Here is a 22,113-nt window from a genome sequence, read left to right on the forward strand (position 1 = left end):
TATATTTCCAGCTTCTCGGTGCCACATTAGTGTGGTCGACAAAAGTGAATTCAAGTATTGGGCTAGGTTTAGTCATCAAAAACTCACGTACTTGCCATTTTCAATGCCATCTATGGTCCAGTTGCCAACTCTATACCTAATAAGGCGAAGGGTAGGGAAACCTACGTGCGCTGTCATACGTCTTACTTGTCTGTTTCTGCCTTCTGTAATGGTAATCGACACCCAGCTAGTTGGAATAGATTGTCTGAAACGCACAGGCGGGTTTCTTGGCCATACGTCAGGCTCCTTCATCGCTTTTACTTTAGCTGGGCGAGTCATGCCGTCTTTTAATTCAACACCATCGCGTAGCGCCTGCATGGCTTTTTCGTCCATTACACCTTCAACCTGTACCCAATAGGTTTTGCTGGTCTTGGCTTTGGGGTTTGCCAGTTTGTGTTGAAGCTTACCATCATTAGTGAGTACTAAGAGGCCTTCAGAATCTCGGTCTAGGCGACCTGCAGCGTAAACATCGGGAATATCAATATAATCTTTTAGCGTCTCTCTACCGTCCGCGTCGGTAAATTGAGAAAGAACTTGAAAGGGCTTATTAAACAGCACCACTTTGGCGTTTGAAGACATGTTACTTCCGCTTGTTGATTGTCGAGATTTCGGTGGGGATTTTACTTCAAATCAAATTAACGCGCTTGAGAAAATTCAGCACAAATAGACGTTTCTGCACAGTAGTTTGTCGATAAATTCGGTGATCTTATGTGCTAAGACAATGGTATGACTTGTAACTCAAACTTTCGACCCTATACTAATGGTCGCTCCCATTTTTATAAGAGAGCGCATCTGCATAATTATTGGACAGTTTTAGCAGTGACAAGCGGGCTTGCTTGTACATCAGACCTTGCCGCTTTGCGTAACTATTAAGTTAAGCGTATGGCAACGAGGGGCTTATTGCTAACATAGGGAATTGAATAATATGCAGGGAAGAAAACAGCAAGTGACCTAATGCTTAATAAAAGCAAAAGGTGGAAAACATCAAATACGTATCGCATTGACTGTGGGCGCAATACAAATATTGCGGGTTAGTGCGACCTAATGGACTAAAGACGACAGTACCCTGTCGAGAAAATTGAGGTATATAATGACCAAGTCTAAGATCATCTACACGAAGACTGATGAAGCGCCAATGCTGGCGACTTACTCACTTCTTCCAATTATCCAGAAGTTTGCTGCGGCTGCAGATATCGACGTTGAGCTAAGCGATATTTCACTTGCTGCACGTGTTTTGGCAAATTTCCCTGAGTATCTTTCTGAAGAACAAAAAGTGCCAGACGCGCTAGCTGAACTGGGTGAGATGACCCAAGACCCGAACGCTAACATCATCAAGCTTCCAAACATCAGTGCCTCAATTCCACAGCTTCGTGCAACTATCAAAGAATTAAACGCAAAAGGCTTTAATGTACCAGCGTTCCCTGATTCACCAAAAACTGCTGAAGAAGAAGACATTCGCGAACGTTACGGTAAGGTGCTAGGTAGTGCAGTAAACCCTGTATTACGTGAAGGTAACTCAGATCGCCGTGCCCCAACTGCAGTTAAAAATTATGCACGCAAGCACCCGCATTCAATGGGTGAGTGGTCTCAAGCATCACGTTCTCACGTAGCCCACATGCGCGGTGGCGATTTCTACTCTGGTGAGAAATCAATGACGGTTGAGAAAGACGGTCACGTAAGTATCGAATTTACGGGTAAAGATGGTAGTAAGAAAACCCTTAAACCGCGTGTGGACTTGCTAGCTGGCGAAGTTATCGACGGCATGTTTATGAGCAAGAAAGCGCTGTGTGAATTCTTCGAAGAGCAAATTGAAGATGCGAAAAACACGGGCGTTCTTTTCTCACTACACGTAAAAGCGACCATGATGAAGGTGTCTCACCCAATCGTATTCGGTCACTGTGTAAAAGTATTTTACAAAGATCTATTCAACAAATGGGGTGACCTGTTTGAAGAGCTAGGTGTTAACCCTAACAACGGTCTTGGTAGCGTTTACGACAAAATTGCAAGTCTACCAGAAAGCCAGCGCTCAGAAATTCAAAAAGATATCAACGCATGTTATGCCGACCGCCCTCCAATGGCGATGGTGAACTCTGACAAAGGTATCTCGAACCTTCACGTGCCAAGTGATGTAATCGTTGATGCTTCTATGCCAGCCATGATTCGTAACTCTGGTCAAATGTGGGGACCAGATGGAAAGGCGCACGACACGAAAGCGGTGATTCCAGAAAGTACTTATGCAACCATTTACCAGGAAGTTATCAACTTCTGTAAAACGCATGGTGCATTCGACCCGACAACGATGGGTACAGTGCCTAACGTTGGTCTAATGGCGCAAAAAGCAGAAGAGTACGGTTCACACGACAAAACGTTTGAACTAGAAGCAGACGGTACTGTGTCGATTATTGACCAAGACGGCAATGTTCTTATTTCTCACGATGTTGAAGAAGGTGATATCTGGCGTATGTGTCAGGTGAAAGACGCACCTATTCAAGATTGGGTTAAGCTAGCGGTGACTCGTTCACGTCAATCGGGTATGCCTGCAGTATTCTGGCTAGATGACGAGCGTGCTCACGATGCGCAACTTATCAAGAAAGTTGAAAAGTACCTTCAAGACCATGATACGAACGGTTTAGACATTCAAATTATGTCTCCTGTACGCGCTATTCGCTACAGCATGGAACGTGCGCTTCGCGGTTTAGACACTATTTCAGTAACAGGTAACGTACTTCGTGATTACCTAACTGACCTATTCCCAATTCTCGAGCTTGGTACTAGTGCAAAAATGCTATCAATTGTTCCATTGATGGCGGGCGGCGGTCTTTACGAAACTGGTGCGGGTGGTAGTGCGCCTAACCACGTTCAGCAGGTTGTTGAAGAATGTCACTTGCGCTCGGACTCGCTAGGTGAATTTCTGGCACTAGCGGTATCGCTAGAAGATGTTGCTATCAAGCACAGTAACACCAAAGCAAAAGTTATTGCTACAGCCCTTGATAAAGCGACGGAGAAGTTGCTTAACAATGGTAAGTCTCCGCTACGTAAAGCGGGCCAGCTAGACAACCGTGGTAGCCATGTTTACCTGGGTCTATACTGGGCTGAAGAAGTAGCGAACCAAACTGAAGATGCAGATCTTGCAGCGCAGTTTAAGCCAGTTTATGAAGAGCTATCAGCGAAAATTGATGATATCTTGGCTGAGATTGATGCGACTCAAGGCAGTGCACAAGAAATTGGCGGTTACTACTACCCAGACGAAGATAAGCTTTTTGCAACGATGTCTCCAAGTAAGACACTTAAAACTATTCTTGGCGCTTAATTACAATTTTCTCAGTTGATCGTATGACGTCTTAACGTTCAACTGTGATGACGTAATAAGTAGCGTTATATGAACATTAAAAAGCCCGTTCACTGAAGTGAGCGGGCTTTTTTTTAACCTTCAAAGGCACGTTAACGTGCTTACGTGTTTAGCATACAAATGGTAAAACTTGGCGTTGCTTACATGTATCGAAAAGGGAAGGCTATTTTTTAAAGGAATTGTTTTTAAGAAGTTGATTTTAAAGGAGTTGTTTTTAAAGGGCTGGGTTTAAGGAATTGGGCTTGAGTGCTTGTACTAAGCAGGGTATTACTTTGAAGGTATCGTTTGGGTAAGCGTGCAGATAACGTAGCGCGCCGCTAATTACTCAAATGCTAACGCAAAAATTGAAAAACGTGCTCACATAGAAGTTAACACAAAAGCTCAGATAATAATCGACACAATTATCCACACAGGCGCGAATGTACGCCTTTGCGTTTTATAAATGGCATAAAAAGCAAAAGCCTGACGGCAAGGTCAGGCTTTATAAATTCTTTTTACTAACGCTCTGGTTCTTCTTTGAAGCCAATGTTCTCAGCGTGTAGCCCTTTAGGGCCTTGCTGTACTTCGAACGTCACTTCTTGTCCCGCTTTTAGCGAACGGTAGCCTTCCATTTGAATCGTAGAGTAATGCGCGAAAATATCTTCGCCGCCGTCCTCAGGAACGATAAATCCAAAACCCTTTGCGTTGTTAAACCATTTAACTTTGCCAACCGCCATACTTCGACTTCCTCTTAATCCTTGAACTCACGAGTATATGCCCCCATTATAGATCCGGAGACAGGGTGGAAAGAGTATTGAATGTAACTAATATGAAGTTATAAATAGTTATCACTGTGCAATACCCAACACCACAATACAAAATGTAGATTTTTTAACCATATTATGTCAAGGGATAATGTGAATAAATTTATCCAAAAGTTTGTACACATATATCCCAGATAACCACTATTATTAAGTTATGAGTAAAGACAACGCTATTAGTATCGAAAAGGAAAAACAAAAAGACGCGCAGCGACAAAAGCCGCAGCCGCCTCCCATGTATAAAGTGTTGTTGAACAATGACGACTACACGCCAATGGATTTTGTCATTGAAGTACTCATGCAGTTTTTCAATATGGACGCTGAGAAAGCCAACCAACTTATGCTAACCGTTCATTATCAAGGAAAAGCCGTGTGTGGCATTTTTACTGCTGAGATAGCAGAGACAAAAGTGATGCAGGTTAATCAGTACGCACGCAAGCATCAACACCCGTTGATGTGCACGATGGAGCAAGCATAAGGTTTTTTGTAGAGGGCGAGCGATATGTTAAATAAAGAATTAGAACAAACGTTGAATGACGCGTTTGTATTTGCCAGAGAGCACCGTCATGAGTTTATGACGGTTGAGCACTTGTTGTTGGCATTGCTTGATAACTCAGCTGCTCGCGATGCGCTCAAGGCATGTGGTGCCGATATAGAGGCAATTAAAAGCGAATTATTGTCTTTCGTGAAAGATACCACACCACTCATTTTAGACGACCAGTTGAACGAGCGGGAAACCCAGCCTACGTTAGGTTTTCAACGTGTGTTACAACGGGCGGTCTTCCACGTACAGTCGTCGGGTAAAGACGAAGTAACGGGCGCAAATGTGTTGGTTGCAATCTTCAGTGAGCAAGAGTCTCAGGCGGTATATATCCTCAAAAAAGCGGATGTTACCCGGTTAGACGTAGTGAACTTTATTAGTCATGGCGTGAGTAAAGCCGATGACGATGATCCAGTTAACCCGGAAACTGCAGAAGAGAGCGAGTCGGGAGAAGAGGGCGGTTCGGCGTTAAGTAAGTACGCGACTGACCTGAACAAACATGCCAAAGATGGAAAAATTGACCCACTCATTGGCCGCGATTCTGAAGTAGAGCGAACTATTCAAATCCTATGCCGTCGTCGTAAGAACAACCCGTTACTTGTGGGTGAGGCCGGCGTGGGTAAAACCGCTATTGCCGAAGGGTTAGCTTATCGCATCGGAACGTAGACGTGCCTTATGTTATTGCGGAAAGTCCTGTGCATTCACTGGACTTAGGTGGGCTGCTGGCGGGGACTAAGTACCGCGGTGACTTCGAAAAGCGTTTAAAATCGATTATAAAAGAATTAGGCAAAGACAAGCACGCGATTTTATTTATTGATGAAATCCCCACTATTATTGGCGCAGGTGCTGCATCTGGCGGTGTAATGGACGCGTCTAACTTGCTTAAGCCTAAGCTTTCTAGCGGTGAACTTCGCTGTATAGGGTCTACCACATATCAAGAATACCAAGGTATTTTCGAAAAAGACCGTGCGCTGGCCCGTCGCTTCCAAAAAGTTCATATCACAGAACCGAGTGTAAGCGATACGACCAAGATATTGCTTGGGCTCAAGAGTCGCTATGAAGAGCACCACAACGTGCGCTTTACGCAAAAAGCGATTCAGGCGGCAGTTGAACTGTCGGCCCAAATACATTAATGAGCGTCACCTTCCAGATAAGGCCATTGACGTGATGGACGAAGCCGGTGCAAGTCAACGCTTGCTACCGCCTTCAAAACGCAAAAAGACTATCAATGTAGGAGACATAGAGCAAATCATTGCAAAAATGGCGCGTATTCCTGAGAAGTCTGTGTCAGCCTCTGACAAAGAAGTGCTTAAGAACCTAGGTCGCAACCTTAAAATGGTTGTTTTTGGCCAAGACAAAGCGATAGAGACGCTTAACGACGCTATTTTGCTGTCGCGTTCAGGCCTAGGGGCCGAAGCCAAACCAATTGGTAGTTTCTTGTTTGCTGGCCCTACGGGTGTCGGTAAAACTGAAGTAACTCAGCAACTGGCGAAGATTATGGGCGTTGAATTAGTGCGCTTCGACATGTCTGAATACATGGAACGTCATGCGGTAAGCCGCTTAATTGGTGCTCCTCCTGGTTATGTGGGCTTCGACCAAGGCGGTTTATTAACAGACGCGGTGATTAAAAACCCATACTCTGTGGTGCTTCTAGATGAAATTGAGAAGGCGCATAGCGACATCTACAATATTCTTCTTCAAGTGATGGATCATGGTACGTTAACTGATAACAACGGCCGCAAAGTGGACTTTAGAAATGTTGTACTTGTAATGACCACCAACGCTGGTGTGCAGGAAACGGTGCGCAAGTCTATTGGCTTTAAGCAGCAAGACCACAGCCATGATGCATTGTCGGAAATTAATAAGGTATTTACCCCTGAATTCAGAAACCGTTTAGATGGCATTATTTGGTTTAATCATCTGGACCCTGAAATCATCTTGCAAGTGGTAGATAAGTTTATCATTGAGCTTCAAGCGCAGCTTGACGTGAAAGGTGTTTCACTTGAGGTAACCAGTGATGCTCGTGCTTACATGGCCGACAAGGGTTATGACAAAGCGATGGGGGCACGACCAATGGCACGTGTCATCAAAGACGATCTGAAGAAAGAGTTGGCTAATGAGCTGTTATTTGGTGAGTTGTCTAAAGGCGGCAATGTGAAAGTAGACTGTGTAGAAGATAAATTAACCTTCGAATACACAGGTGTAGGCGCCACGTCTGAAGAAGCTGAGCCTAGTTAGCGATAGCTTTAGAAAAGTACCCGAAGGATGGCGGTAGGTCGTCTTCGGAGTGCTTTGGCGTTTATCTACAATAGCGAAGCATTGTAAGTAAATGCGAAACAGCATTGATGAGTCAGCAACAGATATGAAAAAGCCCGATTATATCGGGCTTTTTTTATGCGTTACCGCTTAAATGGCTCATTATCTTGCGCGATAAATGATTCGACCTTTAGTCAAATCGTATGGAGTCATCTCAACGGTGACCTTATCGCCAGTAAGAATACGGATATAGTTCTTGCGCATTTTACCAGAGATGTGTGCAGTCACTACGTGACCGTTTTCTAGTTCAACGCGGAACATAGTGTTAGGTAGTGTGTCTAACACAGTACCTTCCATTTCAATACAATCTTCTTTTGCCATGTAAAGCAGTTACCTCAGTAATTCAAAATTTTTGCCGCGCAGACCTTACCCAATCTTGGGTACGGTGTAAAGCAATTAAGTGTGTATTTTACTACTTTTACTAAATAGATGCCATTCATTGTCACTAAACTGCTGTAACGGCAGGAATTTATGCTTGTAAGACATTTTTTGACAACCATCAACGTAATATCCCAAATACACGTAGCGGTGACCTAAACGCTTAGCCTGTTCAATCTGCATCAAAATCATCCATGTGCCTAAAGACGCTGGACTATAGTCAGGGTCAAAAAATGTATACAGCGCCGAAAGCGCGCTCATGTTTTTATTGGCATCAATAATATCAGTGACAGCCACAGCAATAAGTTTTTCGCCGTGGTAGGCCTCAAGATAATGGGTAGTCATCCATTCGCTTTGTACGAAGTTATCGAACTGGGTTTTCGACGGGGGGTACATGCTGCCATCAGCATGACGCTCAGTAATATAGCGCTCGTACAGCGGATAGTAATCGTCACGGGTTTTATCGACTAGCCTGACGCTAAAGTTCTGATTACTTTTTAGCAGACGCTTTTGACTGCGAGAGGGGGTAAACTCGTAAACGGGGATCCTTACCGATTTGCACGCTTTACAGGCAGGGCAGTGAGGGCGATATATTTGTTCACCACTGCGTCTGAACCCTACTTGAATAAGCTGCGAATAATGCCACTGCTGAGAATTGTTATTTTCAGCATAAACTAACAGTTGCTCCTGCTGTTCAGGCAAATAGCTACATGAAAACGATTGGGTTATACCAAACTTCACGGTGTAATCACTCTTGGCTTCCAACGGGCTAGGTAGTCTTCGTGAAGCCTACCGTCATCTGTTAAAGTGTGGTTGTTGTTTTCCAATTTTTCAATAAAGTCTTCCCTTGAGAGGGTTTTAGCACCTAATGAAGAAAGGTGGTCAGTGGGCAATTGGCAATCGATAAACGCCATATCGTAAGCTTTCATATGCTCAACTAGCGCCAGCATAGCTAGCTTTGACGTGTTACTTTCACGGTGAAACATAGACTCACCGCAATAGACTTTACCAATACCAACGCCGTATAGGCCACCTACTAACTCGTCGTCATGCCATACCTCAACAGAGTGGACAAGACCTAAACCATTAAGCTGCTTGTATGCGGCTATCATATCTTCAGTTATCCAAGTCTCATCTGAAAAATCACCCGTGTTCGGGTTCTTGCGAGGTATTGCGGAGCAAGCGTTTATAACGCGGTCAAATGCGTGATTTATCGTTACCGTGTATTTCTGTTTGCGAGCCAATTTTTTAAGGCTTTTTGACGGAACAAATTCGTTAAGCTCGATGATTGCCCGAGGGTTTGGTGACCACCAAAGGAGCGGTTCATCATCACTAAACCACGGAAATATGCCTTGGGAGTATGCGGAAAATAAGCGAGCAGGGCTTAAATCGCCGCCGAAGGCAAGTAAACCGTTTGGGTCTTCTAATGCGGTATCAACAGGCGGGAAGGGCGCGCCTTCTTCAATATAATGTAACGCTATCATAAGTAAAAAAGCCCCACAGTAACGTAGGGCTTTCAAATAAGGTACTTAACCTTGTTCTGGCATAATACCGTCAAGGTATTTTTCAGCATCAAGGGCGGCCATGCAGCCTGTGCCCGCTGAAGTGATTGCCTGACGGTAGATGTGGTCGCTTACGTCACCCGCTGCGAATACACCTTCAACGCTGGTTTGTGTCGCGTTACCATTCGTACCGCTGTTCACTGTAATGTAGCCATCTTTCATTTCAAGCTGACCATCAAAAATATCGGTATTTGGTTTGTGACCGATAGCAATGAACAGACCCATTACGTCAAGCTCTTCGGTTGCATCACCTTCGGTTTCCTTGATACGTATCTTGGTAACGCCCATTTCGTCGCCTAGCACTTCATCAAGGGTACGATTTAGGTGTAACACAACATTACCGTTCTCTGCTTTTTCACGAAGACGTTGCTCAAGTATTTTTTCACTTCTGAAGCTGTCTCTTCTATGAATAACGTGAACTTCAGAGGCAATATTAGAAAGGTAAAGCGCTTCTTCAACGGCCGTGTTACCGCCGCCAACAACCGCTACTTTTTGATTGCGGTAGAAGAAACCATCACATGTTGCACACGCTGATACGCCTTTACCCATAAACGCTTGCTCTGACTCTAAGCCCAGGTATTTCGCAGAGGCACCTGTTGCAATAATTAGTGCATCGCAAGTGTAGGTGCCGCTATCGCCGTAAAGGGTATAAGGGCGCTTAGTCAGATCTGTTTTGTTGATATGATCAAAAATAATCTCGGTATCAAACTTTTCCGCGTGCTTTTGCATACGAACCATGAGATCTGGGCCAGTAAGACCTTCAGGGTCGCCAGGCCAGTTTTCTACTTCTGTTGTGGTAGTAAGCTGTCCGCCTTGTTGAATACCAGTTAAAAGTACAGGTTCAAGGTTAGCGCGTGCAGCATAAACCGCCGCTGAGTAACCTGCTGGGCCAGAACCCAAGATAAGTAGACGGACGTGTCTGCTTTCTGCCATTTTCCTCTCCAAATATTTCGCCCGAATCGGGCTACTTATACAAATTCTCTTAGAAAGCTAGGTAGGGGCGAAAATTATTAAATCAAGCACAACACCTAGTTACTTTTTATTATGGTTGTTAGCCAGCGGGAAATTGCAGTGAACTATCACATCAAAAGTTTAAAGGCCGTGATAAGAACGTAGTACTGCACATCGCTAGGACTCTAATGCGTATGATGCCCGTAAGCTGAGAAAATGTCACTTAAAGATAGCCAATGCTTATACCATTTAATTATTAAATGAATGAGATAACGCTTGAATCCAAGGCGCTAGCGCCCATATATATTGGGAAATAAGCCACTCAAAAAGGGGTAAACCTTGGTTATTTTTTCTCAGGCTTTTCTATCTTCCATGACGTTAAATTGAGGCAACTAAACTAAAGATGCGACCAAATTTGCTGCTACATCGTATATACTTGACGTAGTATGAAGGCTTAGCGTAACCAAATGCCAATGTATATGAGCAATCAGCTATACGGTGCAGCAAGTTAATATGAAAACGCTAGAGTTGGTCAAATAGTTAGATGAAAGAGGTGGGCCATGTCTCAATCAGTAGTGACAATGTTGAAAAACGGTCAGCAGTACATGAAGACGTGGCCTGTTAGAAAAGAGCTTTACGCTTTTTTCCCAGAGTGCCGTGTGGTTGCTGCAACCAAATTTGCGATTAAGACCATGCCTCCGGTTGCTATGGTTTCCTGTGCGCTTTTATTTCAGAATTTAGGCGCTGACTATTTACCCCAGACCATCGCTATAGGTGCATTTTTTCTAAGTTTACCCATGCAAGGGTTACTTTGGCTTGGTCATCGTTCAGATCAATACCTTCCGCCGCAGCTAAAAAGTTGGTATCAAGAGATTCACGCTAAAATGCGCGCCCAAGGGGTGAATATTGCTAGTGCTAAGGCTAAACCAAAATACAAAGAGCTAGCGCAACTTCTCAAGACAGCGTTTGACGATTTAGACAGCGTATTTACTAAACACTGGTTTAATTAGTCGAAAGCACGTAATGGCAAAGCAATATTAATAGCCTTGTGTTTCCAAATTTACCCCAATTAGGCTGCTCTAAGCAAGGAGCTGCATTTCTTACACTTATACTGGGCACCTTTTAAAATATTATTATGCCTGCGCGTACTTAACGCATAAGTGTCACAATCACATTTATAGCTAAAAGAGCGGCTTACGCGCTTTACATCAAACTGATGCGTTGCACTTGGGGAGCAGTCAAACACCCCCCGCATCACCGATTGCCATTCTTTCCCGTGGGGTTGAACCCTTGCGAACAATATCCATACTAGTAGGTGACTCACTTCGTGTGGCACCACCTCCCGTATAAATACCTCGCTATTTTCTTTGTATAAAATAGGGTGGAAGTTAAGGCGGTTTTGTTGCAAAAATGCGGTACCCGCGTTTTTACCGGAACGTCTGAATGTAATGGCGGGGCGTTCGAAAGAACGAGAAAAATAGTGCTCCGCTTTATCATAGCAACGAAAAACAGCGTCGGTAATCACACGACGCTGTTCTTGGGTTAAGTCATTTGAAGCGATCTTACTGCCTCTTTGTTAAGAAAGTTTTTCTTGCTTGCCCGTTATTCAACGTCGCAGGGTAAGCAAAGAACATAAGTGCCTTTCGGATCGTTAAGTTGGTTTACCAAGTTAAACTCTTTCAGTACACGCTTAAACTCGTTAACCAGTGCAGTATCTGCATTCGCAAACTGCCATTTGCCGACAAATGTCATTGCTTGTCCAAAAAATTCTTTCCAGAATATTTCCTGAGCGGTTAATGTACGCTTTACGTAAAACGTATCGTAATTTTCTAGTTCAGCCATTTCGGCTGCAGCAACAACCGCATCGTCAAGGGTACCTAATTCATCAACTAGCCCCAAGTTAATCGCATCGTCACCAATCCACACGCGACCTTGCGCTACATTGTCTACTTCATCAATTGGCATATCTCGTGCGTTAGAGACAAGCGACAGAAAGTTACCATAGGTGTTTTCCACATTGCGCTGAAGAATCTGACCAAACTCTGGTGCTAACGGGCGAACCGTTGAAAAACCAGCAAGCTCAGTGGATGCGACGCCATCGCTATGAATGCCTAAATAATCCAGTGAATTTTCGTAGGTCATAAACATGCCAAATACACCGATAGAGCCCGTTATTGTGCTCGGGCTTGCGATAATTTTATCTGCGCTTGCCGCAATCCAATAACCACCAGACGCCGCGTAAGTGCTCATTGATGCAATAACCGGCTTGCCCGCCTGTTGAAGCTGGAGTACTTCTTGACGGATAACCTCAGATGCAAATGCACTACCGCCAGGAGAGTCTATCTGTAGTACCACTGCTTTTACGTTGTCATTTAATCGCGCTTTTCTTAACAGACGTGCAGTGCTGTCGCCGCCTATAGTGCCAGCTTTTTGATCGCCGTCTAAAATCGTTCCTTTGGCAACAACAATAGCGACTTTATCCATATCAGATTCAATGGCCGGCATGGGCGGATTAATCACCTTAAGGTAGGTATTAAATGACGTTAAATTCACGCCGAGTTTATTGTCGTCTTCGCCCACTATGTCGATAAGTTCAAGCCTGACTTCTTCTCGTGTTTTTAACGCATCTACCCAATTGTTTTGCAGGGCATATTGAGCAAAGTCGCCGCCGGCGGCTTCAAACTTAGCCAAAAGCTCTTCAAGGGTTTCATCAAAATTAGCTTCATCAATGCCGCGGGCTGCTGAAACGTCAGCCTTGTATTGAGCCCAATAGCCATCTAACCACTGCTTTTCTGCTTCTTTGGCTTCCTGTGACATGTCGTTGCGCATGAGTGGCTCAACCGCTGATTTATAGGTGCCCACACGGAAAATATGTGTGGTAACCTTCAGCTTTTCCAGCATGTCTTTAAAGTACATTCCGAAGCGACCATACCCTTCAAACATCAACCCTCCCATTGGGTTTAGATAAATGTTGTCAGCATGGGCTGCTAAGTAATACTGGTCCTGTGAGAAGTAATCGCCAATAGCGTATACCGGCTTTTCCGATTCTTTAAACCCGTCAATAGCTTTCGCTACGGCGCGAAGTTTATCTAAACCACCGCCTGTAAAGCCTTGCAAATCTAACACCAGAGCTTTAATACGACGGTCTTTTTGGGCGTTCTCTAGCACTTTTACCACGTCGCGAACAAGTACTTCTGGGTTTTCAGGTTCACTGCCTAGCGATTCCTGTAAAAACTGCTCGAAGGGATCAACACTTTCTTTTTCAATGACCAACTTGCCGTTAAGCGTTAGAAAAAGTGCACTGCCTTTATTTACCGTTAGTTGCTCGTTGTCCTGACCAGCTATAGCAACAATCAATCCAACAAAAATAACAATGAAAATAAGATTAAAGAAAAGTTTGCGGGTGAAGTTAAGCACCGTCCACAAGCCAATAAACAAGGATTTGGTCCAATTTCCTTTGGCTGCCATTTGATCACTACCTTTTTTGAATTAACTAATCAGAGCAAGACCAGTCAGGGGTATCTTGCTCAATATACTGCATTACATTATGTTACCTAAAACGTATAAGATCGCGAACTTAATTGTAATTTTTTGTGTGCAGCCATTCGATTTACCTTAATCAATAGGGACAATTAGCCACCAGAACAATAATTTCGCTATTAAACTGCCGTTAACGCGTTTTAGTGTCTTCCTCTAGCCACCTTTTAATAAGATGCGCTATACGCGTGTGATCGTCTTCACTCATACTCATTAAAAACTTGCCGTTGCGCTCCTTGTACCGGGCTTTTTGCTGGCCTTTTTGCATTATTCGTGAGAACGGTGAAGGCGCATTCTTGTGCGATGAAATTTTTTTCATACTGCTCCGTTCTTATTCTGAAATATTGAAAAAGGCAAAACGATGATAAAAATTTACCAACAGTTTGTAGCACGACTACAGTTAGCCAACGGCATTCCGCTATTTTTGTTACGCTTATATTTAGCACCGGTAATGATACAAGCTGGTTGGAATAAAGCATCTAGTTTTGACAGCATAGTAGACTGGTTTGGAAATGAGGATTACGGTTTAGGCTTGCCTATACCATTTGTAATGGCATTTTTGGCCACCGCCGCTGAACTGGTTGGGGGTGTACTGTTATTATTTGGGGCATTAACTCGCCTAGTCAGTATCCCGTTAATGATCACTATGGTCGTTGCTATGGTTAGTGTACATGCTGATAATGGCTGGTTGGCTATTGCTGACGCGTCTTCTTGGCTTGCTGACGGTACTATCGTGCTTAATGAAAGTGTTATGGCTGCGCCCGAAAAACTATCGGCTGCGAAATCACTATTACAAAACCATGGCCATTACGAATGGTTAACGTCAAGCGGCAACTTTGTGGTGCTGAATAACGGTATTGAATTTGCTGCGACGTATTTCGTTATGCTATTGGTTCTGTTTGTATATGGCGGAGGACGGTTTTTAAGCGTCGATTATTACTTTAAACAATTTTTTGCGCCTAAAATGCCTTCATAGTACAAGCAATACAGCGCTTGATTAACGCGCTAAAAGACCGGATATTTCTGGTCTTTTTTGTTTATGGACCGTAGGATCTAGCATACAACCAACCATACCGCTTTTACGGGTATGCTTTTAGGTAACTAGAGACTTTTAACGCTCTAGATTACGCACGAATTTGATATGTAGGGACGTAGATGGACGCTTTAACATTGTTACTTAACAGAAGTTCTCAGCCGCGTTTAGAAGCGCCAGCACCAAGTGGTGATGCACTTGAAAATATTATGCAGGCTGCTCTGCGCGCACCTGATCATGCGTGTCTAACACCATGGCGTTTTATTGTATGTACGGGAAAGGGGTTAGATAAGCTAGGTGCATTGTATGAAAAGTCGGCTATCGAAAACGGTAAGCCACAAAAAGACATAGAAAGGGCAGTGCAGCTTCCGCATCGCGCGCCCATGGTCGTTGTTGCAATTGCAAAGCATATTGAACATGAAAAAGTGCCAAGAGTTGAGCAAATCGCTTCGGCCAGCTGTGGCGTTATGGCCATGCAAATGGCGGCAGTTGCGCAGGGCTTTAACGGTATGTGGCGCACAGGCAATTATGCGCAATGCGAAACGGTAAGGAATGGTTTAGGTCTTAGCGAAGACGATGAGCTGGTTGGATTCTTGTATCTTGGCACGCCGGCCTTCGAACCTGCGCCTAAGCCGCAGAGAAATAGTGGCGACTATTTCGAATTTTGGCAGTAAATTGGCGCGTTCGTGGGTTGCTAAACGCTAAAAGGTCTACAAGCGTTTACGTAAAAGCAAATGCGAGTAGACCTTTAGACGTCACATAATTCTAATATGTGACGTCTACGTTATAGCCTGCGAACTTTCTGATATTGATAACGCGGTCGCCATCTAACATCCAATATTGGCCTTTAATACCTGTTAGTACGCCAGAAAACGACGGTGTCTTATCTAAGTTTAACGACTTAATTTTCACCGGGTAGTCTTCTACAGGGTAATGAATATCGTGAATAGGCGTACTCACTTCCGACACCGCTTGCAGTCCTTTTTCTTGTTTCAACGCCGCTAGGTCGTTTTCAATCTTTTCCATTAGCTCCGTTTTGACTTGCTCAAGGTCCACCTCTTCTGGTTTCCCCTTTAGCATAGTGCGCCAGTTTGTTTTATCGGCAATGTGGTCTTTACACAAGGTTTCAACTTGCCCACTTGTTAGTCTATCTGGCACGCGTAACATAACGGTTGCCTGGGTAGCGCCTTGATCCATCCATCGCGTCGACACGCCATCAGTTACCATTCGGGTAATTCCAACTTTCACCGTACCGGTATTAGCAAGATAAACAAAATGGTCGCTGAAGCAGTGTTCTTCTCCCCACTCGGGTTCTCTACATGTACCTTCGTGATAGTGGCATTTCTCAGGCTTGATAATACAACTGTCGCACTGCGCCAAGGAAATTAAGCAAGGGTAGCAATAACCTTGGTTAAAACTTTTCTTGGTTTTACGATTACAGTGCACACAGTTAATGTCACCCGAGAAGGTTACTGTTACTTCTTTACCTATTAGGCTGTTAATATCTAAAAACTCGTCACCGATAGGGAGTGTATAGCGTACTGTATTGTCTTCATCGGCAGCGGTGCGCATTTTTCGCAGCATACCTGAATATGTTGTTGTCACTTTTAAAACCTTATTTTTAAAACGTTGTCGTTTTATTGCCTGCTAACGCAAACGTTGCAGGTGTTTTATGTTAATCGCTTAACTCGCCGTGCAAGTTTTGTGTAAGCAGTTGACTGATTTTTTCAAACGCAAGCCCTTTGCTTAACAAGTAATGTAATTTAGCGAGGGCGGCCTCTGGCGTCATATCACTACCCGATAATACGCCAACTTCTTGTAGGCCGTGCCCGGTCGCATAGCCGCCCATGTTTACGCGCCCGCGCATGCATTGCGTACAGTTTAAAACAGGGATTTCACGGGCTTTCGCGTATTTAAGTTGCGCGATAAGTTCAGGGTTTTGCGGCGCATTGCCTACACCATAACTTAGCAATATTAGTGCGTTAACGGGTTGCTGAAGCGTGTTTTTAATTACCTCAGGGGCAATACCTGGGTATAAGCTTACCATGCCAATAGGCTGGGCCTTTACGCTAGATACCGTTAAGGTATTGTTAGGTGTTTCTGCCAAGGTACCTGCTTTAATGCGAATATTGATCCCCGCTTCAAGTAACGGAGGGAAGTTAGGGGAATCAAAAGCACTAAATCCGTCGGCATCAACTTTTCGGCTGCGATTACCTCGAAGCAAACGGTTATTAAAAAACAGTCCTACTTCTGCAATCGGGTAGTTTGCCGCCACAAATAAGGCATTTAACAGGTTTACCTGACCATCTGAACGCAGTTCTGCTAACGGAATTTGTGAACCGGTAACAATCACAGGCTTCGTTAAGTCTTCTAACATAAAACTTAGCGCTGAAGCCGTGTATGCCATGGTATCTGTACCGTGCAAAATAATGAAGCCATCATACTTATCGTAGTTATCGGCAATGTCATCGGCGATACGCTGCCAATCTGACGGATCCATATCTGAGGAATCGATTAAATTATCATATTCATGCAAGGTAAAAAGGGGCATTTCAGAGCGGTGAAACTCAGGCATCTTTTTTAGTGTTTCAGTTAAGAAGCCAGCAGCGGGTACGTAACCTTGTTTAGAGGGTTTCATACCAATGGTGCCGCCTGTATAGGCAATGTAAATATGTTTGCGCATGAAATGACCTCACCCCTGTTTTTTGGGGGGCGTTTAAGGAGTTAAGCTACAATTCGCGCATTCTAACAATACCTACGGGTTTGTCACCCGTAATTATTTAGCAAGCAAAGGGCATAGCAAGAATTGCTGCTTATAAATATAACGGCTAGCGAATTCTACTGCCGATGTCGTTTTATAAGTGCACGATAAAACGTTAAAAGGCGGAAAATGAGCACAAAAAAAGCGATGAAATCATCGCTTTTTAAAATCTGCAGTGCGTATTGGTTACGTATTTCAATTAATGAAATGGCGTTGACATTATTTAACTTCTTTACCTGCCGCCTGTTGGTCAGCATGGTAACTTGAACGAACCATGGGGCCGCACGCTGCATGAGTAAAGCCAATCTCTTTGGCGTAATCGCCTAGCGCATCAAACTCTTTAGGGTGCACATAGCGTTTTACTGGGTAGTGGTGGCGGCTAGGCTGAAGGTACTGACCGAGTGTCAGCATATCAACATCATGAGCGCGCAGATCATCAAGTACCCCTTGAATCTCTTCGTTCTCTTCACCCATGCCCATCATTAAGCCCGACTTTGTCATTACGTCAGGATGTTGCGCTTTAAACTTCTTAAGCAAGTCTAATGACCACTGGTAATTTGCACCTGGACGACATTCTCGGTATAGGCGAGGAATGGTCTCAAGGTTGTGGTTAAACACATCAGGTACGCCGTTTTTGAAAATCTCCAACGCTCGGTCCATACGGCCACGGAAGTCTGGCACTAATACTTCAATGGTTGTCGTTGGGCTGTGTTCGCGAATAGCATTAATGCAATCTACGAAGTGCTGGGCTCCACCGTCGCGAAGATCATCGCGGTCAACAGACGTAATAACCACGTAGCGCAAGTTCATTTCTGCAATCGTTTTAGCGAGCTTCTCTGGCTCCTCTGCACTTGGAGGCAAAGGCTTACCGTGAGCTACGTCACAGAAAGGACAACGGCGGGTACAAATATCACCTAATATCATAAAGGTGGCGGTACCGTGGTTGAAACACTCGGCTAGGTTAGGGCAACTTGCTTCTTCACATACCGAGTGAAGATTATTTTTGCGAAGTGTTTTCTTGATGTGATCAATTTTCTCGGTAGTACGAGGCAATTTGATTTTTATCCACTCCGGCTTGCGCAGCATTTCTTCCTTTTCTGTAGGAATAATGGTGACGGGAATATGTTTTACTTTTTCATCATCACGGAGTTTTACCCCCGCTTGAGGTCGTGCGTTACTCATCAAAACCTTCTTTATATATTGGCTGTGCAATGGAAAGCGCTTCTAGCAACAAATGCGTTAATTCATTACCAGCGGTTTCAAGCGTATTTGGGCCGTTAAGGCGCGCGGTATCTATCATTTCCATACCGGCATAACCACATGGGTTAATACGCTGAAACGGTGATAGGTCCATACTAACATTTAAAGCCAACCCGTGAAACGAGCAGCCATTACGTATTCTTAAACCAAGAGAGCACACTTTCTTTTCGTCCACGTACACGCCAGGCGCGTCGGGCTTTGGATAGGCTTTTACACCGTACTTTGCGAGAAGTCCGACCACAGATTCTTCCATCGCTGTAACGAGGTGACGAACGCCAAGTTTTCTTCGCTTGATATTAAGCAATAAATAAATGACTTGTTGGCCCGGGCCGTGATAGGTGACTTGGCCGCCACGGTCTACTTGCACAACGGGAATATCGCCGGGCATAAGGATATGCTCAGCTTTCCCCGCTTGTCCTTGGGTAAAAACAGCGTCATGCTCGACTAGCCAAATCTCGTCTTGGGTGTGCTGGTCACGCTCATCGGTAAAGCGTTTCATTGCCTCGAAAACAGGCTCATATGGCTGACGGCCTAGTTGGCGTACTACAACACCATTCGCTTCAGGCTGAATCGGCTGGTCACTCACTTATAGTACAACCCTAACAAGCTCAAGTTTGGCTAATTCTGTGTAGATGGTTTCCATATGCTCTTTACTGGTTACACGTACACTTATTGAAACCGAGTGGTAAGTACCTTTACTACTTGGTTTAACTGCCGGGGAATAATCGCCAGGCGCGTGCTGTTGAAGACAGCTTACTACCTGTTCTGGTAGGTCTTCGTGTGCTACGCCCATTACTTTAAATGTTTGGTTTGTTGGAAAATCTAGTAGTTCGTCGAAACGGGTATCCATGCGATATCCTTGGTACTTAAAATATCATATAAAAAAACGGCCAGATTGTAACAAATCTGGCCGCTTCACAACTAGCTTTTTAATCACTCGCTTTTTAAAGCGTAGTCATCTATTTGCTTTTACTCGTCGTCAAAGCCTAGCTGAAGCATAATGTAGTCTTTGGCGCGGTTGAAGAAGCTACCTTCTTTTACTTCTTGAAGGGTTACCAGTGGGTAACTTGCCACGTCTTCACCTTCTAGCTGTAGGTATAGCTTACCGACTACTTGACCTTTAGCTAGCGGGGCTTCCAGTTTGTCGTCTAACTCAAAGTTAGCTTCCAAATTCGCCGCTTGACCGCGAGGAATAGTAATGGGGGTAGATTGATTAATTCCAAGGTCTACCGTTTCTCTATCACCCATGTAAATGCGGTGGGCGACAAAACTGTGTCCCGCTTGATAAGGGGTAAGCGTTTCGTAAAAGCGGAAGCCGTATTTAAGTAGTTTTTTGTTTTCTACTTTACGTGCACGTTCGCTATCAGTACCCATTACCACAGAAATTAGGCGCATGCCGCCTTGCTCAGCAGATGTAATTAGGCTGTAGCCTGCATCTGAGGTGTGGCCCGTCTTGATACCGTCAACATTTAAGCTTTTATCCCACAGTAAGCTATTGCGGTTGTACTGTTTAATACCGTTGTAGGTAAATTCTTTTTCACTGTAAATTTTATACATTTCAGGTGTCTCGGCAATAAGTGCACGAGAAAGAATAGCCATGTCACGAGGGGTGGTGTAGTGGTCAGGATCATGTAATCCGTGAGCATTTACCCAATGAGAGGCTGTCATACCCAACGAGGCGCTGTGAGCGTTCATCATGCTTGCAAATGCAGATTCCGAACCTGCAACATGTTCAGCCATAGCAACGCAGGCATCGTTACCTGATTGCACTACAATGCCGCGCAGTAGGTCGCTAACGGAAACTTGCGTGCCCACTTCAATAAACATTTTTGAAGAATCTGGGAATTTCTTAGCCCATGCATTTTCAGAAATGGTAACTTCATCATCTAGGCTAATATTGCCCGCTTGAAGTTCTTTACCAATCACATAAATGGTCATGATCTTTGTTAAACTTGCTGGTGCAAGCTGCATATCTGCGTTTTTCGACGCGATGACGTGACCTGTTTCATAGTCGGTAAGTAAGAAACCTTCTGCAGCGACTGATGGAGCAGGCGGAGTGACTACAGCAGCACTGGCTGTATGTAACAATGTCCCTAACACCAAAAAGGCAAATGAAAGTAATGACGGTTTAGCGCGTTGAATTATTCTGAGCATGGTTCTAATTTCTTTGACCGTTATATCCGTGTGAGTTAAAGCTTACCTTATTAACGCGAAGACCGCGAAACAAGACTACCCATTTTTAGCTTTAGTTCAGTTCGAAACTGAATCCTGTCTTTGCAGCCTCATTGTATCGCAGAGGCAACGTGAGATCTTAACGAAAGGCTGCTTATAAGACTAGGTTTTATCAAAAAGTTTACGTCTTAGTAGGTCTAAGGCGAAGAAACCGTGATATTGCCTGTTGAATGACACAATGCTGACACATTCTCGGTGGATTTATGGGCGATGGGGCGTTACGGGTTATGCATCAGCAAAGTAGAAAAGCCCATCTTTGCTCTTTTTTTTACGATAGGCATAGACAGTAAAAGTAGGGTAAATAAAAAGGGCGCTAACACAACAGGTGGATATAAAAGCGGGTCCATATTGCGGTATAGGGTTTGCGTTTTAGAGCCTAGGTTATAAAGTCTGTGTTATAGCATACGCGTTAGGGTAGCCATTTTGTTTTAATTGCTGAAGTACTTCGGCCACAACCGCTTCATCGTGAATCGGGCCAAGTTGAAGTTTATAGATGTTATTATCAACGGGTAGGTGGGCAGGTATTTGGTATAGCGCTGATAGTACGTTAGATATAGATTTTGCCTTTGCTGCGTTAGACAATGCGGCAACTTGAATGTAAATAGCGTCTTTTAATAAGCCATCGCCTTTCTCTGGCGCCGCTTCTTCCTGTGCATTATTTGACGGGGATGCACTGGCTACCTGCGTTGAAGGTTCAACAGCAATACCGAGGTATTCGTCATAAGATACCGTGGGGCCATTACCTACAGTGACATTATTTTGTTCGTCGAAATGGATAACTTCGAGTTTAACTTTCGCTGTGCCTTTACTGTGATAACCTAGTTTAACTGCCGCAGCATAAGATAAGTCTATAATTCGGTTTTCGTGAAATGGCCCTCGGTCATTCACGCGAACAATGGCTTGTTTATTATTCTCTAAATTGGTTACGCGAACGTAAGACGGCAGGGGCAGGGTTTTGTGCGCCGCGCTCATAGCGAACATATTATAGGTTTCACCATTTGACGTTAGATGGCCATGGAATTTTTGCCCATACCAACTTGCAAAACCGACTTCTTCGTAGCCCTTGCCATTTTGCATTGGCGTATAATGTTTTCCGAGCACCTTGTAGGGCCGACTGTTAAACATTCTATAAGCTTCGTACTTAGGAACAGCGTCTAGCGTTTCCGGCGTTTTTGCAACGTACTTTGGCGCAGAGTCTTGGTGCTGGGTGTAGCGTCCAGATTGTTTTGGTGCACTTTGGCAGCCTACCAAAAACGCACCGACAACAAATATAGCCAAATAACGATAGCATCGCTTGTTTACGCGATTTACATTGTGTATCTCAAGTACCGAAATAAGATGTCGCAACATACGG

Annotated in this window: 21 protein-coding genes and 1 pseudogene; 6 read left to right on the forward strand and 16 right to left on the reverse strand. The window is 44.2% G+C overall.

Going from position 1 to position 22,113, the window contains the following annotated elements; all coding sequences use genetic code 11:
• Positions 1–75: 75 nt before the first annotated feature.
• Positions 76–618 (reverse strand): rRNA large subunit pseudouridine synthase E, encoded by a 543-nt coding sequence (locus MADE_RS09040; RefSeq protein WP_023559666.1) that lies wholly within the window; start codon positions 616–618, stop codon positions 76–78.
• 511 nt (positions 619–1,129) lie between these two features.
• Here MADE_RS09040 and MADE_RS09045 point away from each other — a divergent pair.
• Positions 1,130–3,349, forward strand: a complete 2,220-nt coding sequence (locus tag MADE_RS09045) for an NADP-dependent isocitrate dehydrogenase (protein WP_023559668.1) — start codon at positions 1,130–1,132, stop codon at positions 3,347–3,349.
• Between the two features lie 536 nt (positions 3,350–3,885).
• Here the strand turns inward: MADE_RS09045 and cspD are convergent.
• Positions 3,886–4,104 (reverse strand): cold shock domain-containing protein CspD, encoded by a 219-nt coding sequence (gene cspD / locus MADE_RS09050; RefSeq protein ID WP_014949330.1) that lies wholly within the window; start codon positions 4,102–4,104, stop codon positions 3,886–3,888.
• A gap of 241 nt (positions 4,105–4,345) precedes the next feature.
• Between cspD and clpS the strand changes: the two genes are divergently transcribed.
• Positions 4,346–4,666, forward strand: coding sequence for an ATP-dependent Clp protease adapter ClpS (clpS, locus tag MADE_RS09055; RefSeq protein WP_014949331.1), 321 nt, complete (start codon positions 4,346–4,348; stop codon positions 4,664–4,666).
• 24 nt (positions 4,667–4,690) lie between these two features.
• A pseudogene (clpA, locus tag MADE_RS09060) lies at positions 4,691–6,967 on the forward strand (ATP-dependent Clp protease ATP-binding subunit ClpA).
• Between the two features lie 180 nt (positions 6,968–7,147).
• On the opposite strand, the gene infA reads toward clpA, so the two are convergent.
• The 4 genes from infA to trxB form a co-directional block, all read right to left on the reverse strand.
• Positions 7,148–7,366, reverse strand: a complete 219-nt coding sequence (gene infA, locus MADE_RS09065; protein ID WP_008844395.1) for a translation initiation factor IF-1 — start codon at positions 7,364–7,366, stop codon at positions 7,148–7,150.
• Between the two features lie 75 nt (positions 7,367–7,441).
• Positions 7,442–8,164, reverse strand: coding sequence for an arginyltransferase (locus MADE_RS09070; RefSeq protein WP_023559669.1), 723 nt, complete (start codon positions 8,162–8,164; stop codon positions 7,442–7,444).
• Positions 8,161–8,907 (reverse strand): leucyl/phenylalanyl-tRNA--protein transferase, encoded by a 747-nt coding sequence (gene aat, locus MADE_RS09075; RefSeq protein WP_012519572.1) that lies wholly within the window; start codon positions 8,905–8,907, stop codon positions 8,161–8,163. Before aat ends, MADE_RS09070 begins: the two co-directional genes overlap by 4 nt.
• A 45-nt stretch (positions 8,908–8,952) precedes the next feature.
• A complete protein-coding gene (gene trxB, locus MADE_RS09080; RefSeq protein ID WP_020743481.1) occupies positions 8,953–9,918 on the reverse strand; it encodes a thioredoxin-disulfide reductase in 966 nt (321 codons plus the stop codon).
• A gap of 578 nt (positions 9,919–10,496) precedes the next feature.
• Between trxB and yfbV the strand changes: the two genes are divergently transcribed.
• Complete coding sequence (gene yfbV, locus MADE_RS09085; RefSeq protein WP_020743482.1) at positions 10,497–10,946, forward strand: terminus macrodomain insulation protein YfbV; 450 nt, start codon at positions 10,497–10,499, stop codon at positions 10,944–10,946.
• Positions 10,947–11,005: 59 nt separating this feature from the next.
• Here yfbV and MADE_RS09090 read toward each other — a convergent pair whose 3' ends face one another.
• The 3 genes from MADE_RS09090 to MADE_RS09100 form a co-directional block, all read right to left on the reverse strand.
• Positions 11,006–11,461, reverse strand: coding sequence for a SprT family zinc-dependent metalloprotease (locus MADE_RS09090; RefSeq protein ID WP_023559671.1), 456 nt, complete (start codon positions 11,459–11,461; stop codon positions 11,006–11,008).
• 77 nt (positions 11,462–11,538) lie between these two features.
• Positions 11,539–13,404 carry a signal peptide peptidase SppA gene (gene sppA / locus MADE_RS09095; RefSeq protein ID WP_023559672.1) on the reverse strand — a complete coding sequence of 622 codons (1,866 nt, stop codon included), beginning with the start codon at positions 13,402–13,404 and terminating at the stop codon, positions 11,539–11,541.
• Between the two features lie 202 nt (positions 13,405–13,606).
• Positions 13,607–13,792 (reverse strand): hypothetical protein, encoded by a 186-nt coding sequence (locus tag MADE_RS09100; protein WP_015067109.1) that lies wholly within the window; start codon positions 13,790–13,792, stop codon positions 13,607–13,609.
• Positions 13,793–13,834: 42 nt separating this feature from the next.
• On the opposite strand from MADE_RS09100, the gene MADE_RS09105 reads away from it, so the two are divergent.
• On the forward strand, positions 13,835–14,449 hold the full coding sequence (locus tag MADE_RS09105; RefSeq protein WP_020743484.1) for an HvfX family Cu-binding RiPP maturation protein: 615 nt from the start codon (positions 13,835–13,837) through the stop codon (positions 14,447–14,449).
• A 179-nt stretch (positions 14,450–14,628) separates the two neighbouring features.
• Positions 14,629–15,180 (forward strand): NAD(P)H nitroreductase, encoded by a 552-nt coding sequence (locus tag MADE_RS09110; RefSeq protein WP_015067111.1) that lies wholly within the window; start codon positions 14,629–14,631, stop codon positions 15,178–15,180.
• Between the two features lie 91 nt (positions 15,181–15,271).
• On the opposite strand, the gene MADE_RS09115 is transcribed toward MADE_RS09110, so the two are convergent.
• From MADE_RS09115 to MADE_RS09145, 7 genes are all read right to left on the reverse strand, one after another.
• Positions 15,272–16,111 (reverse strand): DUF2797 domain-containing protein, encoded by an 840-nt coding sequence (locus MADE_RS09115; RefSeq protein ID WP_020744731.1) that lies wholly within the window; start codon positions 16,109–16,111, stop codon positions 15,272–15,274.
• Positions 16,112–16,181: 70 nt separating this feature from the next.
• Positions 16,182–17,189 carry an asparaginase gene (ansA, locus tag MADE_RS09120; RefSeq protein WP_023559673.1) on the reverse strand — a complete coding sequence of 336 codons (1,008 nt, stop codon included), beginning with the start codon at positions 17,187–17,189 and terminating at the stop codon, positions 16,182–16,184.
• A gap of 297 nt (positions 17,190–17,486) precedes the next feature.
• Positions 17,487–18,449, reverse strand: a complete 963-nt coding sequence (gene lipA / locus MADE_RS09125; protein ID WP_015067114.1) for a lipoyl synthase — start codon at positions 18,447–18,449, stop codon at positions 17,487–17,489.
• On the reverse strand, positions 18,442–19,026 hold the full coding sequence (gene lipB, locus MADE_RS09130) for a lipoyl(octanoyl) transferase LipB (RefSeq protein ID WP_408607843.1): 585 nt from the start codon (positions 19,024–19,026) through the stop codon (positions 18,442–18,444). The genes lipA and lipB overlap by 8 nt, the downstream gene beginning before the upstream one ends.
• Positions 19,027–19,113: 87 nt before the next feature.
• Positions 19,114–19,377: a DUF493 family protein YbeD gene (gene ybeD, locus MADE_RS09135; RefSeq protein ID WP_015067116.1), complete on the reverse strand. Its 264-nt coding sequence runs from the start codon at positions 19,375–19,377 to the stop codon at positions 19,114–19,116.
• A 119-nt stretch (positions 19,378–19,496) separates the two neighbouring features.
• Positions 19,497–20,681 (reverse strand): D-alanyl-D-alanine carboxypeptidase family protein, encoded by a 1,185-nt coding sequence (locus tag MADE_RS09140; protein WP_015067117.1) that lies wholly within the window; start codon positions 20,679–20,681, stop codon positions 19,497–19,499.
• Positions 20,682–21,140: 459 nt separating this feature from the next.
• Positions 21,141–22,109, reverse strand: coding sequence for a septal ring lytic transglycosylase RlpA family protein (locus MADE_RS09145; protein ID WP_023559674.1), 969 nt, complete (start codon positions 22,107–22,109; stop codon positions 21,141–21,143).
• Positions 22,110–22,113: the final 4 nt, after the last annotated feature.

Origin of the sequence: Alteromonas mediterranea DE, assembly GCF_000020585.3 — a bacterium.
Taxonomy (GTDB): domain Bacteria; phylum Pseudomonadota; class Gammaproteobacteria; order Enterobacterales; family Alteromonadaceae; genus Alteromonas; species Alteromonas mediterranea.

What these genes read in the sequence shown, in the direction of transcription:
- aat (WP_012519572.1), bottom strand. Translation starts at nt 8,907, where the DNA reads ATGATAGCGTTACATTATATTGAAGAAGGCGCGCCCTTCCCGCCTGTT.
- MADE_RS09140 (WP_015067117.1), bottom strand. Translation starts at nt 20,681, where the DNA reads ATGCTCAGAATAATTCAACGCGCTAAACCGTCATTACTTTCATTTGCC.
- lipA (WP_015067114.1), bottom strand. Translation starts at nt 18,449, where the DNA reads ATGAGTAACGCACGACCTCAAGCGGGGGTAAAACTCCGTGATGATGAA.
- MADE_RS09145 (WP_023559674.1), bottom strand. Translation starts at nt 22,109, where the DNA reads ATGTTGCGACATCTTATTTCGGTACTTGAGATACACAATGTAAATCGC.
- MADE_RS09105 (WP_020743484.1), top strand. Translation starts at nt 13,835, where the DNA reads ATGATAAAAATTTACCAACAGTTTGTAGCACGACTACAGTTAGCCAAC.
- infA (WP_008844395.1), bottom strand. Translation starts at nt 7,366, where the DNA reads ATGGCAAAAGAAGATTGTATTGAAATGGAAGGTACTGTGTTAGACACA.
- sppA (WP_023559672.1), bottom strand. Translation starts at nt 13,404, where the DNA reads ATGGCAGCCAAAGGAAATTGGACCAAATCCTTGTTTATTGGCTTGTGG.
- yfbV (WP_020743482.1), top strand. Translation starts at nt 10,497, where the DNA reads ATGTCTCAATCAGTAGTGACAATGTTGAAAAACGGTCAGCAGTACATG.
- lipB (WP_408607843.1), bottom strand. Translation starts at nt 19,026, where the DNA reads ATGAAACGCTTTACCGATGAGCGTGACCAGCACACCCAAGACGAGATT.
- ansA (WP_023559673.1), bottom strand. Translation starts at nt 17,189, where the DNA reads ATGCGCAAACATATTTACATTGCCTATACAGGCGGCACCATTGGTATG.
- trxB (WP_020743481.1), bottom strand. Translation starts at nt 9,918, where the DNA reads ATGGCAGAAAGCAGACACGTCCGTCTACTTATCTTGGGTTCTGGCCCA.
- MADE_RS09045 (WP_023559668.1), top strand. Translation starts at nt 1,130, where the DNA reads ATGACCAAGTCTAAGATCATCTACACGAAGACTGATGAAGCGCCAATG.
- MADE_RS09100 (WP_015067109.1), bottom strand. Translation starts at nt 13,792, where the DNA reads ATGAAAAAAATTTCATCGCACAAGAATGCGCCTTCACCGTTCTCACGA.
- MADE_RS09040 (WP_023559666.1), bottom strand. Translation starts at nt 618, where the DNA reads ATGTCTTCAAACGCCAAAGTGGTGCTGTTTAATAAGCCCTTTCAAGTT.
- ybeD (WP_015067116.1), bottom strand. Translation starts at nt 19,377, where the DNA reads ATGGATACCCGTTTCGACGAACTACTAGATTTTCCAACAAACCAAACA.
- MADE_RS09110 (WP_015067111.1), top strand. Translation starts at nt 14,629, where the DNA reads ATGGACGCTTTAACATTGTTACTTAACAGAAGTTCTCAGCCGCGTTTA.
- clpS (WP_014949331.1), top strand. Translation starts at nt 4,346, where the DNA reads ATGAGTAAAGACAACGCTATTAGTATCGAAAAGGAAAAACAAAAAGAC.
- cspD (WP_014949330.1), bottom strand. Translation starts at nt 4,104, where the DNA reads ATGGCGGTTGGCAAAGTTAAATGGTTTAACAACGCAAAGGGTTTTGGA.